A 15,125-nucleotide genomic window follows, 5' to 3' on the forward strand; every position below is an offset into this window, starting at 1 on the left:
GCGGATAACTCTGTCAGCCTATTTAAAATGCAAGCCCATTTAAAACGTACTCTATTTAAAATGTCATCTATTTAAAATAACAATGAAATAAGGAATCATCATGCAAGCGGTTTTTTTAGACAAAGGTACTTTTTCTGATAATGTCGACTTGCCAGCACCCGTTGGCGTTACCGACTATATTACTTACGACGATACACCTCAAGAGCTGATTATTGAGCGCTGTCAAAATGCTGATATCATTTTTACCAATAAAGTCCAAATCAGCGCTGACGTCATTGCCAATCTGCCGAAACTTAAGCTTATCCAACTGACCGCAACAGGTATGAACAACGTCGATCAAGATGCCTGCGCTAAGCACAATGTTGCGCTATATAACGTCGCAGGTTACGCGGTCAAAAGCGTGCCCGAGCATACCTTTATGCTGATGCTAACGGCCATGCGCGCAGGCATCTATTATCATGAAAAAGTTGCGGACGGTACGTGGCAAGATGATGGTAATTTCTGCTTACTTGATATTCCACTGATAGATTTGGAAGATAAGACGCTTGGTATTATTGGTGTTGGCACTATCGGTAAACGTGTCACCGACATCGCCCGTGCTTTTGGGATGACGGTATTGTGGGCGGAGCATCAAGGGCGTACGCCGCGTAATGAGGATTATACGGCGTTCGATGAGGTACTTGCGCAGTCTGATGTATTGAGCTTACATTGCCCATTAAACGAGCAAACCAAGCACATAATTAATAAAGACACCTTAGCAAAAATGGCTAAGCAGCCACTAATTGTTAATGTCGCTCGTGGTGGTATTGTCGACAGCCAAGCGCTGAGCGATGCCATTAACAACGAGCAAATTATTGGTTATGCCACCGATGTATTTGAGCAAGAGCCGATTGTCAAAGACGACCCTTTATTAACCCTTTCTAATCATCCTCGGGTGATATTTAGCCCACATAACGCTTGGGGCAGCAAAAGCGCGCAAGAAACCTTATGGCAAATCTTAAGCAAACAAGTCTCAGAATTTATCGATAAGCATTAAAAGACAACCACTAATAACACTTAACGACTAAAGCGTAACCAGTCGTCTTTTACTTTACGGTATTTAAGCATCACGCGGTCACTCAGATAATTATTGGTGACTCGCCAAGGATAAATATCGCCTTGTTTCGGTAATTCGTGTTGCGCGCGCTGCACGTAGCCTGCCGTTAGCGCGCCCATGACCGTATCTGGCTGCGTATGCGCCTCGCTATGCGCAGTTTTTGCGTGTGGCACTGCCACCTGATAACCGTGCTTGTGCATATGGTTGAGCAAGCGCAGCACATACTGACAAGCCAAATCGATTTTGAGCGTCCACGACGCATTGGTATAACCAAATAGCGCCACCATATTTGGTACACCTTCAATCATCACCGCCTTATACGTCATGCGTTTGCCAATATCAATTGCCTGTCCATCGATATATAGTTTCGCGCCGCCAAGCATTTGCAGCTTTAGCCCCGTTGCGGTCACAACAATATCAGCGTCAAGGTGTTTACCAGAATCAAGCATGATGCCAGTTTTGGTAAAGTGGCTAATTTGATCAGTCACGACGGCAGCGTGCTTGCCATGTAATGCCTTAAACAAATCGCTGTCTGGCACGGCACAAAGCCGCTCATCCCACGGATTATAAGTAGGCATAAAATGCGCAATATCAACTCCGCTGCCCTTTAACTCGGTTTTAACACTACGCTTTAATAAGGCTTTTATCACCTTGGGCGCAAAAACTGCCGCTCGATACGTCCCTTGTTGCATCAACACATTACGCGCGCGCAGTAGCTTATAAGCTTGCGTTTTTGATAACGGCGAAAATTTACCTGCCAGCCAATCAAGCGCATAATCATCGCCCGGTACACTTGCTACATAGGTCGGCGAGCGTTGTAGCATAGTGACGTGCTGCGCGCACTGCTCGCTTTCTTCATCGACCATAGCGGGCAGTAGCGTCATCGCGGTGGCACCGCTACCGATTATGACCACTTTTTTATCGTCATAATTGACGTTTTGCCAATGCTGCGGATGGATGATTTCACCTTGGAAATCTGCTTCGTTTTCAAAATGCGGGCGATAACCTTGCTCATAATCATAGTAGCCTGTAGCACCGACGACAAACTTTGCCGTTAAGGCAAATACCTCGCCGCTTACATGGTTTTTTACCGTTGCCGTCCACTGCTGACTATGGCTTGACCAAGACAGTTGTTGCACCTCATGCTGATAGCGAATGTGCTCAGAGACGCCAAACACACGCGCGGTATCGGCAATATAGTTTTTAATATCATCGCCTTTTGCCAATACCCGATGGTCCAACCATGGACGAAAGCTATAGCCAAAGGTCAAAGCATCAGAATCGGAACGAATACCAGGATATGTAAACAAATCCCAAGTACCGCCCAAGTCTGCGCGTTTTTCTAATACCACAAAGCGCTGGCTAGTTTTTTGCCGCTTTCTTGTGGCTCGCTGTTTTAAGCGACTTGGGCTTTTCTGCCCAAACAGCCCTTTGTGCTTTTGCTGCTGCAATCGACACGCCATACCGATACCGGCAATCCCTGCGCCAATAATCAGCACCTCGCAATCGACGGGCGTCTTTGAGGTAGATGACGACGATTTAGGTTTAAAGCGCTGTTTAAGCGTCTGTTTAGCGGTATTGATATCAAGCATAATACGATCCTTGTTTTGCATGATTTATTTAAAAAAGCTTTTTAAAATAAGCTGATCAAAAAAGTTGTTAAAGAGGAATGGTTAAAAAGGGCATGGGCTTTCCCAATCCATCCAAGCACCAAGCGTCGGATGCTTGAGGCGCAAATGCTGGGCATGTAAATTAAGCCTCGGCGCAATCGTTAAGGCATCACCTTCAGCATAGATTGGGTCGCCAATCATCACATGACCGACGTGTACCATATGCACGCGCAGCTGATGACTGCGTCCGGTCACGGGCTTTAACAGCACGCGGGTGACGACCTGACCATTGCATTCTTCATGCGCCAATACTTCATACAATGTCAATGCATGTTTTGACCAATCATAGTCAACGATATGCCGCGGTTTGGTCGTGGGCTCATAGCGTACTGGCACTGATATCTCGCCTTTGGCACCGACACGCTGCCACGCCCCAAAGACGCGCGCTTGATAGCTTTTTTGCGGCAGGCGGTCGATGAATTGCTTACTAATATGGCTTTGTGCGGCGGCATTCTTGGCAAAAATTAGTAGCCCTGAAGTATCCATATCTAAACGATGAATCAATTTTACCGCCGGATTGGCGCGCTCGAGCCGTGCCAATAAACTTACCTTAAGGCTTTTACCATCGACGCTTAACAGTCCGGCGGGCTTATCAACAACCCAAATATCATCGTCTTCATAGACAGTAATGTCTTGGGCAAATTTTTGGAAAAACGCAAGAGGATAGGCATTTTCTTGAGCGTTTAAGGCGTTTATTGCTTCATCGGTAAAAGGCATAAAAATGGGCTACTTATATCAAAAGGTTGGTGGTCTAAAAATAGATTATTCTAATAAGGCAATAAATGATATTAGGGTTTAGAAATATTAACGGCGCTACACGGTAAACATGCTAGATGTAGAATAATGCCCGCAAGAGATTAGGGTGACAGATAAAACATAACCTGTGTCATTATGTGTCGATTTATTGTGCTAATAGTAATAGTTAAACATTTTAACCCGCCTGCATCTGTCAACTTTGAGCAAACATGTTAATATAATGGCAGATTTTCACCACCTCCCAACCATTCTTTAACCACTCATCGCTCGAATATGACAGCCGTATTGTATGATGACTGGTGATAGAAATAATAAAACAAGAGAGATAAATTATGTCAGACCTTATTGTTAATACCACTGATGCAAACTTCGACCAAGACGTTCTACAATCTGATATGCCAGTGCTAGTAGACTTTTGGGCAACTTGGTGTGGTCCTTGTAAAGCCATTGCACCTATTTTAGAAGATTTGGCGAGCGAGTACCAAGGTAAAGTCAAAATCGTTAAAGTCGACGTCGATAACAACCCGCAAGCAGCGAGCCGTTTTGGTATCCGCAACATCCCAACGCTATTTGTCTTTAAAGATGGCGAAAAAGTCGATTCAGTCATGGGCTTACAGCCAAAAGCTGAACTTGCTAAAGTATTAGATAAACATCTATAAGTACAGTTAATAAACGCCCTCTAATAATCGCTAAAGGTGTTTGTTAAAAATAGCGATTTTAAAGAATGCGCTATGCTATTTATAAAGTACGTATTGAAAAAGCCATTATCTTTTTGAGCTAATGGCTTTTTTGCTGCTTTTCTGAGCAAAAAGCTGGATATTATAGCTTTTTTAGCAAAAATTATTGACAACGCTGTCTTGAACGCCGTATAGTCTGCTGACAAGAGAAAACTAATCATTTTCCTAAGTGTCTTGTCGCTATTCTCCTCGTGTTTATCAACAAAAACACAATCGTCATTATAAAACACCACTACTGAACGCAATGACTAAACACAATTACTGATATTGAGTTTTTGACGCAGACTCTTATGTAGACTTCTTTATCTTCACTTTTTATAAACCTGCCCGACTGTCTTGCAAGGCGTTTATAAGCTGGCACGTAAAACAAATCCTACATAAGCCCCAAGCCCTGTGTATATACCCTCTATCGCCCTACACCCTTTGTTTAATCCTTGTCGTGATTTGTGCTGATAATGGCATCTCTCATCTGATCAACTGCTAATGACCTATCTATGAATCTTACTGAACTAAAGAAAAAATCAATCGCTGAGCTATTGGCCATCGCCAAAGAAATGGGCCTTGATAATATGGCGCGTAGCCGTAAACAAGACATTATCTTTGCTATCTTAAAAACCCATGCCCGTAACGGCGAAGCCATCTACGGCGACGGTGTGCTTGAGGTACTTCCTGATGGTTTTGGCTTTTTACGCTCATCAGAGGGCTCTTATTTAGCAGGCCCTGACGACATTTATGTCAGTCCGAGCCAAATTCGCCGTTTTAGTCTCAAGACGGGCGACAGTATCGCGGGCACCATTCGTCCGCCAAAGGATTCTGAGCGTTATTTTGCGCTACTAAAAGTTGGTGAAATCAACTTTGATACCCCAGATCGCTCGCGTCATAAGCTGATTTTTGAGAACTTAACGCCATTATTTCCAACTGAGCAATTAAAGCTAGAGCTTGGTAATGGTACGACTGAAGATTTGACTGGTCGTATCATCGACCTGATTGCCCCGATTGGTAAAGGACAGCGCTCGATTATCGTTGCACCGCCAAAAGCCGGTAAAACCATGCTCTTGCAATCTATTGCTCAGTCTATCACCCGCAATAATCCTGAATGCTACCTTATCGTCTTGCTCATTGATGAGCGTCCAGAAGAAGTAACCGAGATGGAACGCACCGTGCGCGGTGAAGTCGTTGCCTCAACCTTTGATGAGCCACCGCAGCGCCATGTCCAAGTCGCCGAAATGGTCATCGAAAAAGCTAAACGTCTGGTCGAGCATAAGCAAGACGTGGTTATTTTGCTTGACTCTATCACCCGTCTTGCCCGTGCTTACAACACTGTTATTCCATCATCGGGTAAAGTATTGACCGGTGGTTTGGATGCTAACGCGTTAGAACGTCCAAAACGCTTTTTTGGCGCGGCGCGTAACGTCGAAGAAGGCGGCAGCTTAACCATCATTGCCAGTGCCTTGATTGATACAGGTAGTAAAATGGACAGTGTTATCTTTGAAGAGTTTAAAGGTACGGGTAACCAAGAAATTACCCTTGAGCGTGACTTAGCCGAAAAACGCGTCTTCCCTGCGATTAATATCAAAAAATCCGGTACCCGCCGCGAAGAGCGCCTACTTGATGAAGATAAACTACGTAAAGTTTGGATATTGCGTAAACTGTTACAACCGATGGATGGCGTGCAAGCGACTGAGTTTTTGCTTGATCGTTTAAAAGAAGCCAAAACCAATGATGAATTCTTTGAGCAAATGAAACGTAAGTCACAAAACTAGACCGATAGCATGACTTATAGATTAAAAAAGACCACTTTATGTGGTCTTTTTGGTTTTGCAATTACGCAATTGCAAAAAACAGTTAGCGGACTATCATTATAAATACAATAACTATAAGCAAAACCCCTACCAATGATACAGCGAAGTAACATAATTTACCGTATATTTGCAAAGCTTAGCGTTTCTACTACGGCTTGATAGAGACAAACAAGCTATTATTAAAAGTAGTACAGACATATTTAGATACATCCTGTATATTGGATTTCAAATTTGACAACTTAATAGGTGATACCATGAAATTTGCTAAAACTTTTGCACTAACTGCGATTGCAAGCTCAGCTTTGATGATGGGCGGTTGTGCTAACAATGGTTATGGTTATAACAGTGGCTTAAGCAACACTGCTAAAGGTGCAGCAGCAGGCGCAGCAGCGGGCGCTTTGATCAGAAGTGGCGGCGATAGTAAAGATATCGCTCGCGGTGCAATCGGCGGCGCAGCAATCGGCGGCGCAGGTGCTTATATCCTTGACCAAACTCGTTAATCACTATTCGTTAGCTATGATTAAATCATTATCTTAATTAAGATGATAGATTACATGAGTATTGAAAAAAGATAGCTGACTATTAAAAAGTTAGCAAGAAAAAAGCCTGCAATGGATTTGCAGGCTTTTTTACGTTTATAGGGTAAGCAATACCCAAATATTTTTATAACACAAAACGAACTCTATAACGCGCCGCTAAAAGTATCGCACGCTTCCACATTACCGCTCTCTAAACCACGGGTAAACCACTGCACGCGCTGTTGACTGGTGCCATGAGTGAAATTATCTGGTACCACAGCGCCGCCGCCGGCACGCGCTAAACGGTCATCACCGATTTGACTGGCAGCATTGATGGCTTCATCAATATCGCCCGCTTCCAAGAACTGTACACGCTCTTGATTGCGCTGCGCCCAGACACCTGCAAAACAATCGGCTTGTAACTCTTGCATGACGGATAACCTGTTAGCCTGCGCGCGTGTTACTTGACGACTGGCTTCATTGACTTGCTGAGTAATACCAAGCAAAGTCTGCACGTGGTGACCGACCTCATGAGAGATGACATAGGCTTGCGCAAAGTCTCCCGCTTTACCTTGATTTTCACTATCGCCTGAACCTTGTTCATCGCCAGTAATACCCAAACTTTGCCGCATTTCTACAAAAAACGACGTATCCAAATATACCGTCTGATCGCCTGGGCAATAAAAAGGCCCGGTGGCGGCGCTGGCACTGCCGCAAGCTGAGCTGACCTGTCCATTAAATAAAATCAATGACGGCTCTTTATAAGTGCTCCCTGCCTCGTTAAATATCTGATGCCAAACTTCCTCTGTATCCGCCAATACGACTTTTACAAAGCGGGTATCACGGTCATCACTAGTGGCAGGTTGGGTAGACGTATTGCCGCCGCCCGTAATCACTTGCCCCGTTTGCAAGGCGGTCATCGGATTGACTCCAAAAACCAGCCATAAAATACCAGCAATGATAATACCGCCGATACCGCCACCAATCATTTTGCCGCCGCCACTGGTGGTGCGCACATTCGAACTACCACGTCTGTCTTGCCACTTCATAATGTTTCTCCTAAAAATCCAATAGCATGCCTATCACTATCGTAGTAAACCCTATTATTTGATTATTAACGTTATAAGATATATGACTCATTCCGTTGATTTTATATTCTAGCTTTCAACCATAATCGCTTCTATATTTTTGCTTTATTTTAATGTCAATTTTATTGATAAATAGCCTATCGATAATCTCAAAATACGCTTAAAATCCTAAAGAAAATCCTTTTATCAAAAAAGTGCTAAAACGTCCTGATGTCATTGATTATACGTCGATTAATTTGGCTTGTTGTATTAAAAAGTATATTAAATGAGCAAGTTAAAAGTCGGTTTACAATTTTATTGTTACTTAATTGTACAACCTCTTTCCATGCAGAAAGAAATCATATAGAATGCGTGAAAGCTGAGTAGCTGTAATTAATACTAGTTGAATTCTGGGACATCTCGGATATTCAACCTTTTTTGCTGCTACTGATCATTTCATTTTTCCGGAGAAACCCTATGAAACTTAAATTACTTGCTCTAGCTGGTATCATGACTGCAACTATGGGCCTTACTGCCTGTGATAGCAACAAAGAAAACGCTGCTGAAGATTTATCTGACGCGCAAGAAGAAGTGCAAGACGCTTCTGAAGAACTAAACGAAGCTGCTGCTGAAGGCGAAGCGGTACCTGCAGAAGCTGAAGCTGCTGTAGCTGATGCTGAAGCTGACATCGCTGATGCACAAGCGGCTACTGCTACTGACGAAGTTGATGCTGAAGTACCTGTAGACGGTACTACTACTAGCGTTGATGTAGCTAGCGAAACTCCAGCTGTTGACGCTGCTGACGAAGTTGTTGTTGAAGAACCAGCTCAGTAATTTTTATTTTTCATAATAAAAGTACTGCAGTAAAAAAGAGAGCTTATGCTCTCTTTTTTTATGTCTACTATTTATGTTTTATAAAAAGTAGTATGATATAAAAGCGCCACATAAAAAATGATGGTTATCACAGTAATATATTCAATAGACTGTGATAACCATCATTTTCACTTACTGCCGAGATTATTATTAGTCAAATAAGCGCTCATCCACTTGTTGGCGAAACTTCTGTCCTGTTTTAAAGGTGACGACGCGGCGTGCTGACACGGCAACAGGCTCCCCTGTTTTTGGATTGCGCCCAGGACGGCTGTTTTTATCTTTAAGCTCAAAGTTGCCAAAGCCTGACAGCTTGACCTCTTTGCCATCAATCAAACTCTCTGACAACTCGTCAAAAAAATTCTCCACCAAACAGCGGCCTTCTTGGCGTGTCAGGTTAAGATGACTCATCAAATGCTCAATCATGTCAGATTTGGTTAAGGTGCTCACAGTACGACTCCTATGCTATGTCGTGATGTCGAATATCATGGTTTAGCGGTATGAGAATTAATGTTAGTTATTATAAAGGTTTTTTGTCATCTTTTTCATAAAGTCTGCATGAAAATCCTTTATTAATAACCACTTAACTTTTTTAAGGATGAAAATTTCTATCAGATAATCATTTTTATAAATAGCAAAACGCCATAGCCTCATTTATGCAGAGGCCATAGAGCGTTTTAGATGGTTATATCTTGGTTTTAGCTATCACGCAACTGAGCGGCGTGCTGTTCAGTTAGCGCTTGCACGACTTTATCTGTCGCCGTTTTTACTGCGTCATCAGATAATGTCTGTGCTTTGTCTTGCCATATTAAAGCGAATGCTAAAGAGCGTTGACCAGTCGGTACTTTGTCGCCTTCATACACATCAAATAACCATAAATCTGTCAGCAATTCATCAGCTGCGGCACGAATCGTCGCCTGCAAGGTCTGTAAGCTGATGTCACTATCGACTAAGATGGCGATATCGCGGCGTACGTGCGGGAATTTGCTTGGCGTGGTGATAGCGTGCTGTTCACGTACCAAGGTTAATAATGGCGCCAGTGACAATTGCGCCACCCACGTCGCTGGCAAGTCTAGCTGTTTAGCGGTATTAGGATGGAGTTGACCCAACCAACCGATGTATACCTCATCGATATAGAGCTTAGCACTTTGACCAGGATGTAAGAAGGCAAGCGCACTACGCTCATAGCGGATACGCGCACTGTCGATTTGCGCAGGTAATAACTGCTCAATATCATGCTTAAGATCATAAAAATCTAGCGCACGGTTTTGATACGCTTGCTCATCCCAAACATCGCCGACAGCAACCAACGCAATACTTGGCGTTTGTACCAACTCGCTAATACTTTGACCGACAAAGCTTAAACCCGTTTCAAAGAAACGCACGCGCGGCTGCTGACGATTGAGGTTATATTGCACACAAGGCAATAAGCTTGATAGCAAAGTACGGCGCATCACTGCCAAGTCGCTAGAGATAGGATTGGCCAGTGCCAACACTTCGCCCAGCGCTTTATCATCAAGCAAGGCTTCTATTTTTGCATCACTAAAGCTAAAGCTAATGGCTTCCATATAGCCATTATCGACTAGCGCGAGCTTCATCTCGTGCGTCAAGTCCGCCGTGTCGTCATAATCCATACTGACTTGCAAATGCGGCAAGACGCTTGGAATATTATCATAACCGTAAATACGGGCAATCTCTTCAATCAAGTCCTCGCGGATACTCATATCAAAACGATACGATGGCGGCGTACAAATCAGCTTATCTGCTTGCTGCTCTACCTCAAAGCCTAATTGAGTCAAAATACGCACCATCACGGCAGGCTCAATCTCAATACCAATGACCTCACGGACTTTGTTAATTGGCAAAGTAATTGGCGTACGTGTTGGCAAGTGCACGATATTTTCTACTTTTACTATTTGCCCAGCTTGAGAGCCCGTGACACTGGTAATCAAATCAACTGCACGCGCTAGTGCTAACTCTGGTAACTCAAAATCGACACCACGCTCAAAGCGTTGTGAGGCATCGGTATGCAAACCAAAACGGCGTGCACGTGCAGCGATAGCTAATGGATTAAAAAAGGCACTTTCTAGGACAATATTGGTCGTACTATCAGTGACACTGCTGCGCTGACCGCCCATGATACCAGCAAGTGCCAATGCACCTTTATCATCGGCAATGAGCAACTCATCACCGGTTAAGGTAATGGTTTGCTCATTTAATAAGGTAATGGTCTCAGCAGGCTGCGCCAAACGTACCACGATATCGCCTTCAATGGTATCAGCATCAAACGCATGTAGTGGTTGACCGAGTTCCATCAATACATAGTTGGTCACGTCAACCAAAAAGTTATGCGAGCGCAGTCCCGATTGGACTAGCGCATCTTGCATCCACTTTGGCGTATCAATGCTACGATCAATGTTGATGATTGATTGGAGTAAATAGCGTGGGCAGGCTTCAACGGCACTTACGGTCACTGCTGGCATAGCATTTTCAGTGCCGCTAACGTCAGCTGGCACGTTAGAAGGAATCTCAGGCTGCTGCATCGGCAAGTCATTAATCACTGATATCTCGCGCGCGATACCGCGTACACTAAAACAATCACCGCGATTTGGGGTGATAGAGATATCTAGTATTTGATTGTCTAAACCTAAATATTCACGAATATCCATACCAATCGGTGCATCAGCTGGCAATTCGAGCAGACCATCGATGCTATCGGTTAAATCAATTTCAGAGGCACCGCAAAGCATACCGTTAGAATCGACACCGCGTAGGTTGCCATTTTTAATTTTGAAACCTTTACTGTCATCACTTGGCAACACGGCGCCAACGGTCGCAACCGGCGCTTTCATACCAACTGTCACATTGGGCGCGCCGCAAACGATTTGTAACGGCTCAACGGCACCAATATTGACCTGCGTGACGCGCAGTTTATCGGCATCGGGATGCTGCTCGACGCTAATCACTTCACCTACTACCACACCGCTAAAAGCACGAGCAACTGCAAAGCGATCGTCAATCTCAAGCCCTGCCATTGTAAGCTGTTCGGCCAATTGCTCACTGCTATTGTTGGGGTTTACCCATTGACGTAGCCACTGTTCGCTAATTTTCATAAATATCTCGGATCTGAATTTTATAATAAAGATTTTAGAATAAAGGGTGACATATTAATAACGACCATCTAGCCAAACTGTTTTAAGAAGCGTACGTCGTTTTGGAAAAATAGGCGCAAATCGTCGATACCATAATACAGCATGGCAAAGCGCTCAATACCCATGCCAAAAGCAAAGCCGGTATATTTTTCGCTATCAATACCGCAATTGGTCAGCACCTGCGGGTGTACCATGCCGCAGCCCATGACTTCAAGCCATTTACCATTATCATCAAGGATATCGACTTCAGCAGAAGGCTCGGTAAATGGGAAGAATGACGGTCGGAAACGCACGGTCAATTCTTTAGCGAAGAACGCCTCTAAGAATTCACTAATCAAGCCTTTTAGCTCGGCAAAGGTGCTCGATTCTGTCACCATAAGCCCTTCCAACTGATGAAACATCGGCGAGTGGGTTTGGTCCGAGTCATTACGATAAACGCGACCTGGACAAATAATACGAATCGGCGGCTCATTCTTTTCCATGGTGCGAATTTGCACGGGACTGGTATGGGTACGCAGTAAATAATGCGCATCAAAATAAAAGGTATCGTGCATCGCCCGTGCTGGATGATGCGACGGGATATTTAGCGCTTCAAAATTATAATAATCGCTCTCAACTTCAGGGCCAGTGGCAACATTAAAACCCGCTTGGATAAAATACTGCTGCATACGCTGGGTAATCATGGTCACGGGATGCAGATGACCTTTTTGACCACCGCGCGCAGGCAAGGTGATATCAATGCTCTCGCTGGCAAGCTTGGCATTTAATGCCGCCACTTCTAGCTCTTGCTGCTGCGCCGTCAATGCATCTTGAATGCGGCTACGCACTTGATATAACCAGCCACCGTAAGTTTTTTTGTCATCGCTGCTAAGTTTGCCCATCTGCTTTGACCAGCCGGTTAATGGGCTTTTTTTACCGGTCAGTTGCACACGTAAATCTTGTAGCGCGCGCACATCGGTTACTTGTAAAACTAACGCTTCAGCAGCACTGGCAAACTCATTTAACTGAGCTTCGTTTAACTCGCTGAGCTCGGTGGACAAGGTCGGTAGCGCCGACAAATCGGTGGTAGCAGCAGGGGTAGTCATAAGACGCATTCTTCCTGATTTAAACGGACTATTAATAATAGTGATTTATAATTGTAGGGATTTGACCAAATATTGCAAACCATTTACCCACTCATTTTCAACCAAAGGCGTGTGATATAAATGGCTTGAATATTTAGACAATAAAAAGTGCAACTTTACTAAAAACGTTTTACATTTTTGCGGTGTAAAACTGGCTGTAAAATAATCTACTATAAAAAAAGCCACCGACCAGCGGTAGCTTTTATTAATATCGTACTATTAATCAATATTATTGCTATCCATTTAAGCAATCACTCAAACAAGCAGAATACTTAAAGGATAATTAATATTTAGGCTAATTCCGCTTTTGCTTTTTCAACTAAGGCGGTGAAAGTCGCTGCATCATGCATAGCGATGTCAGCAAGTACGCGACGATCGATAGCGATGTTTGCTTTTTTCAAGCCGTTGATAAGGCGGCTATAGCTTAAGCCGTTTAAGCGTGCACCAGCATTGATACGTGCAATCCAAAGACGACGGAAAGTACGTTTTTTGTTGCGACGGTCACGATATGCATATTGACCAGCTTTGGTCACAGCTTGTACTGCTACGCGATAAACACGTGAACGAGCACCGTAGTAGCCTTTTGCGCGCTTTAAGATTTTTTTGTGACGGCGATTTGCCTGTACACCACGTTTTACACGGGCCATAAATTACTCCAAGATTTTTTAATCATTATTAAACGAATCACGATGTCATCAAATAATTGACTAATAGACATCGTTATCAAATTGCAAAGTCAAATATCTTTAATTGATTAAAGCTAAATGACGATAGGCTATTAGATGTATGGGCACATACGACGAACTGCTGCTTCGTCAGACTTGTCCACCATCTTTAGACCGCGCAACTGGCGAATACGCTTAGCTGATTTCTTGGTCAAGATATGGCTTTTGAATGCTTGTTTACGCTTAAAGCCGTTCGCTGTTTTTTTGAAGCGTTTAGCGGCGCCGCTTCTGGTTTTCATCTTAACTTTCATGATGATTTGCCTCTTTGTCTTTGATAGAACCTGGTCGTCAAATAGTAAAAACGAATAGTCGCTTTAAAAACAAGCACTAAACGGCTATTTGCCTCGAGGTGGGAGGCGCTATTTTAGCAGATAGTACGCTGTTTTGCCAAGGAAAGTTTTAATCGCTACTTTATAGGGTGCGTTAGTTGATATGAAATACACTACACGCAAAACGTGCTGCTGCTATAATTGCGCTTTATTTCCTGCGTTAACATATTGAATGTCAGCGGTAGCTGTGTTTAAGTAGGGTTTGAGTGCTATCTTTATTACTTTATACTTTTTACCACTTTCTCATTTCTTTTATAAGACGACTGATAGATTATGACTTTACCTGCTTGGCTTGCTGCCGTAAATTTTAATACTGCTGGTTTGATTCCTGCGATTGCTCAAGACTATGTATCCGGACGTATTTTGATGATGGCGTGGATGAACGCCGAATCCCTGCAATTGACTGCTGAAACGCAGACAGCGGTGTATTTTTCGCGCTCGCGTGGCAAGTTATGGCATAAGGGCGAATCGTCTGGGCATACCCAGCGCGTGCATGATATTCGTCTAGATTGCGACGCCGATGTGATTGTACTGAGCGTCACGCAAGCGGGCGGTATTGCATGTCATACTGGCCGCGAGTCTTGTTTTTATCAGCGTTTGGATTTGTCAGGGCAAATACCTGAATGGCAAACCGTCGATAAAGTATTAAAAGACCCAGCAGAAATTTATCAGACAAACGCCGCAGCAAAAGCCACGCCTAAAATTAATGAAGCGGCGGCGGAAAATATAGACCATTTGCACACCCATCAAAATAACAGCCTTGCTACCACTCATTCTATTTTGCAGCAGCTTGATAAGGTATTGGCCGAGCGCAAACGAGCGGACGCTGACAGCTCTTATGTGGCAAGTCTATATGCCAAGGGTCTCAATAAAATATTAGAAAAAGTAGGCGAAGAAAGTACCGAGAGCATTATCGCGGCTAAAGACTTAGCCAATTGCGATGAAAATGTGGATAAAACCCAGTATGACGAAGCGCGTCACGAGCTGATCTATGAGGTCGCTGATGTTTGGTTCCATAGCTTAGTTGGGCTGGCATGGTTTGATATAGAATCAGAAGCGGTATTAAATGAGCTAGGCCGACGTTTTGGTCTGTCAGGTATTGATGAAAAAGCCGCGCGCTAGCGTTTTTTAAGCTTAGCCGTTACCCTGTTTGATTATTGTTGCTTTCACCTTTTTGTCACAAGTGCAGGTTATAATATAGTGACGTGTTACTTCGCATAAGCTGTCGATAGCTTTTGTGTACGACAGCAATATTCTATACACTCAAAGTATTTATATA

14 protein-coding genes are annotated in these 15,125 nt (G+C 43.7%); 6 read left to right on the plus strand and 8 right to left on the minus strand.

What is annotated here, in order from left to right; translation table 11 throughout:
- The first annotated feature begins 100 nt into the window (after positions 1–100).
- Entirely contained in the window at positions 101–1,036 is a 936-nt protein-coding gene (locus ACPEGP_RS08015; RefSeq protein WP_423813103.1) for a D-2-hydroxyacid dehydrogenase, read from the plus strand.
- Between the two features lie 20 nt (positions 1,037–1,056).
- On the opposite strand, the gene ACPEGP_RS08020 is transcribed toward ACPEGP_RS08015, so the two are convergent.
- Entirely contained in the window at positions 1,057–2,688 is a 1,632-nt protein-coding gene (locus ACPEGP_RS08020) for a flavin-containing monooxygenase (protein WP_423813104.1), read from the minus strand.
- Positions 2,689–2,769: 81 nt separating this feature from the next.
- The gene (locus tag ACPEGP_RS08025) at positions 2,770–3,483 is read right to left on the minus strand and encodes an RluA family pseudouridine synthase (RefSeq protein ID WP_191690755.1); all 714 of its coding nucleotides are present in this window, start codon (positions 3,481–3,483) and stop codon (positions 2,770–2,772) included.
- Positions 3,484–3,854: 371 nt separating this feature from the next.
- Between ACPEGP_RS08025 and trxA the strand changes: the two genes are divergently transcribed.
- From trxA to ACPEGP_RS08040, 3 genes are all read left to right on the plus strand, one after another.
- Positions 3,855–4,181: a thioredoxin gene (gene trxA / locus ACPEGP_RS08030; protein WP_068403703.1), complete on the plus strand. Its 327-nt coding sequence runs from the start codon at positions 3,855–3,857 to the stop codon at positions 4,179–4,181.
- A gap of 572 nt (positions 4,182–4,753) precedes the next feature.
- A complete protein-coding gene (gene rho, locus ACPEGP_RS08035) occupies positions 4,754–6,022 on the plus strand; it encodes a transcription termination factor Rho (protein WP_068403707.1) in 1,269 nt (422 codons plus the stop codon).
- A gap of 293 nt (positions 6,023–6,315) precedes the next feature.
- Positions 6,316–6,561 (plus strand): hypothetical protein, encoded by a 246-nt coding sequence (locus ACPEGP_RS08040; RefSeq protein WP_288727330.1) that lies wholly within the window; start codon positions 6,316–6,318, stop codon positions 6,559–6,561.
- Between the two features lie 182 nt (positions 6,562–6,743).
- Here the strand turns inward: ACPEGP_RS08040 and ypfJ are convergent, their stop codons facing one another.
- Positions 6,744–7,646 carry a KPN_02809 family neutral zinc metallopeptidase gene (gene ypfJ / locus ACPEGP_RS08045; protein WP_423814268.1) on the minus strand — a complete coding sequence of 301 codons (903 nt, stop codon included), beginning with the start codon at positions 7,644–7,646 and terminating at the stop codon, positions 6,744–6,746.
- Positions 7,647–8,123: 477 nt separating this feature from the next.
- Here ypfJ and ACPEGP_RS08050 point away from each other — a divergent pair, with 477 nt between their 5' ends.
- Positions 8,124–8,480 (plus strand): hypothetical protein, encoded by a 357-nt coding sequence (locus ACPEGP_RS08050; RefSeq protein WP_191690749.1) that lies wholly within the window; start codon positions 8,124–8,126, stop codon positions 8,478–8,480.
- 189 nt (positions 8,481–8,669) lie between these two features.
- Here ACPEGP_RS08050 and ACPEGP_RS08055 read toward each other — a convergent pair whose 3' ends face one another.
- From ACPEGP_RS08055 to rpmI, 5 genes are all read right to left on the minus strand, one after another.
- Positions 8,670–8,966 (minus strand): integration host factor subunit alpha, encoded by a 297-nt coding sequence (locus tag ACPEGP_RS08055; RefSeq protein ID WP_068403716.1) that lies wholly within the window; start codon positions 8,964–8,966, stop codon positions 8,670–8,672.
- Positions 8,967–9,214: 248 nt separating this feature from the next.
- On the minus strand, positions 9,215–11,629 hold the full coding sequence (gene pheT / locus ACPEGP_RS08060; protein ID WP_423813105.1) for a phenylalanine--tRNA ligase subunit beta: 2,415 nt from the start codon (positions 11,627–11,629) through the stop codon (positions 9,215–9,217).
- A 68-nt stretch (positions 11,630–11,697) separates the two neighbouring features.
- The gene (gene pheS, locus ACPEGP_RS08065) at positions 11,698–12,753 is read right to left on the minus strand and encodes a phenylalanine--tRNA ligase subunit alpha (protein WP_423813106.1); all 1,056 of its coding nucleotides are present in this window, start codon (positions 12,751–12,753) and stop codon (positions 11,698–11,700) included.
- Positions 12,754–13,082: 329 nt separating this feature from the next.
- On the minus strand, positions 13,083–13,439 hold the full coding sequence (gene rplT, locus ACPEGP_RS08070; RefSeq protein ID WP_058369591.1) for a 50S ribosomal protein L20: 357 nt from the start codon (positions 13,437–13,439) through the stop codon (positions 13,083–13,085).
- A gap of 131 nt (positions 13,440–13,570) precedes the next feature.
- Positions 13,571–13,768 carry a 50S ribosomal protein L35 gene (gene rpmI / locus ACPEGP_RS08075; RefSeq protein ID WP_011281253.1) on the minus strand — a complete coding sequence of 66 codons (198 nt, stop codon included), beginning with the start codon at positions 13,766–13,768 and terminating at the stop codon, positions 13,571–13,573.
- Positions 13,769–14,119: 351 nt separating this feature from the next.
- On the opposite strand from rpmI, the gene hisI reads away from it, so the two are divergent.
- A complete protein-coding gene (gene hisI / locus ACPEGP_RS08080; RefSeq protein WP_423813107.1) occupies positions 14,120–14,968 on the plus strand; it encodes a phosphoribosyl-AMP cyclohydrolase in 849 nt (282 codons plus the stop codon).
- Positions 14,969–15,125: the final 157 nt, after the last annotated feature.

It is taken from the genome of Psychrobacter sp. 219-2-C, from assembly GCF_049560815.1.
Lineage (GTDB): Bacteria > Pseudomonadota > Gammaproteobacteria > Pseudomonadales > Moraxellaceae > Psychrobacter > Psychrobacter faecalis.

Coding starts and splice junctions, on each gene's coding strand:
- ACPEGP_RS08015 (WP_423813103.1), top strand. CDS start 101: ATGCAAGCGGTTTTTTTAGACAAAGGTACTTTTTCTGATAATGTCGAC.
- ACPEGP_RS08020 (WP_423813104.1), bottom strand. CDS start 2,688: ATGCTTGATATCAATACCGCTAAACAGACGCTTAAACAGCGCTTTAAA.
- ACPEGP_RS08025 (WP_191690755.1), bottom strand. CDS start 3,483: ATGCCTTTTACCGATGAAGCAATAAACGCCTTAAACGCTCAAGAAAAT.
- trxA (WP_068403703.1), top strand. CDS start 3,855: ATGTCAGACCTTATTGTTAATACCACTGATGCAAACTTCGACCAAGAC.
- rho (WP_068403707.1), top strand. CDS start 4,754: ATGAATCTTACTGAACTAAAGAAAAAATCAATCGCTGAGCTATTGGCC.
- ACPEGP_RS08040 (WP_288727330.1), top strand. CDS start 6,316: ATGAAATTTGCTAAAACTTTTGCACTAACTGCGATTGCAAGCTCAGCT.
- ACPEGP_RS08050 (WP_191690749.1), top strand. CDS start 8,124: ATGAAACTTAAATTACTTGCTCTAGCTGGTATCATGACTGCAACTATG.
- pheT (WP_423813105.1), bottom strand. CDS start 11,629: ATGAAAATTAGCGAACAGTGGCTACGTCAATGGGTAAACCCCAACAAT.
- pheS (WP_423813106.1), bottom strand. CDS start 12,753: ATGACTACCCCTGCTGCTACCACCGATTTGTCGGCGCTACCGACCTTG.
- rplT (WP_058369591.1), bottom strand. CDS start 13,439: ATGGCCCGTGTAAAACGTGGTGTACAGGCAAATCGCCGTCACAAAAAA.
- rpmI (WP_011281253.1), bottom strand. CDS start 13,768: ATGAAAGTTAAGATGAAAACCAGAAGCGGCGCCGCTAAACGCTTCAAA.
- hisI (WP_423813107.1), top strand. CDS start 14,120: ATGACTTTACCTGCTTGGCTTGCTGCCGTAAATTTTAATACTGCTGGT.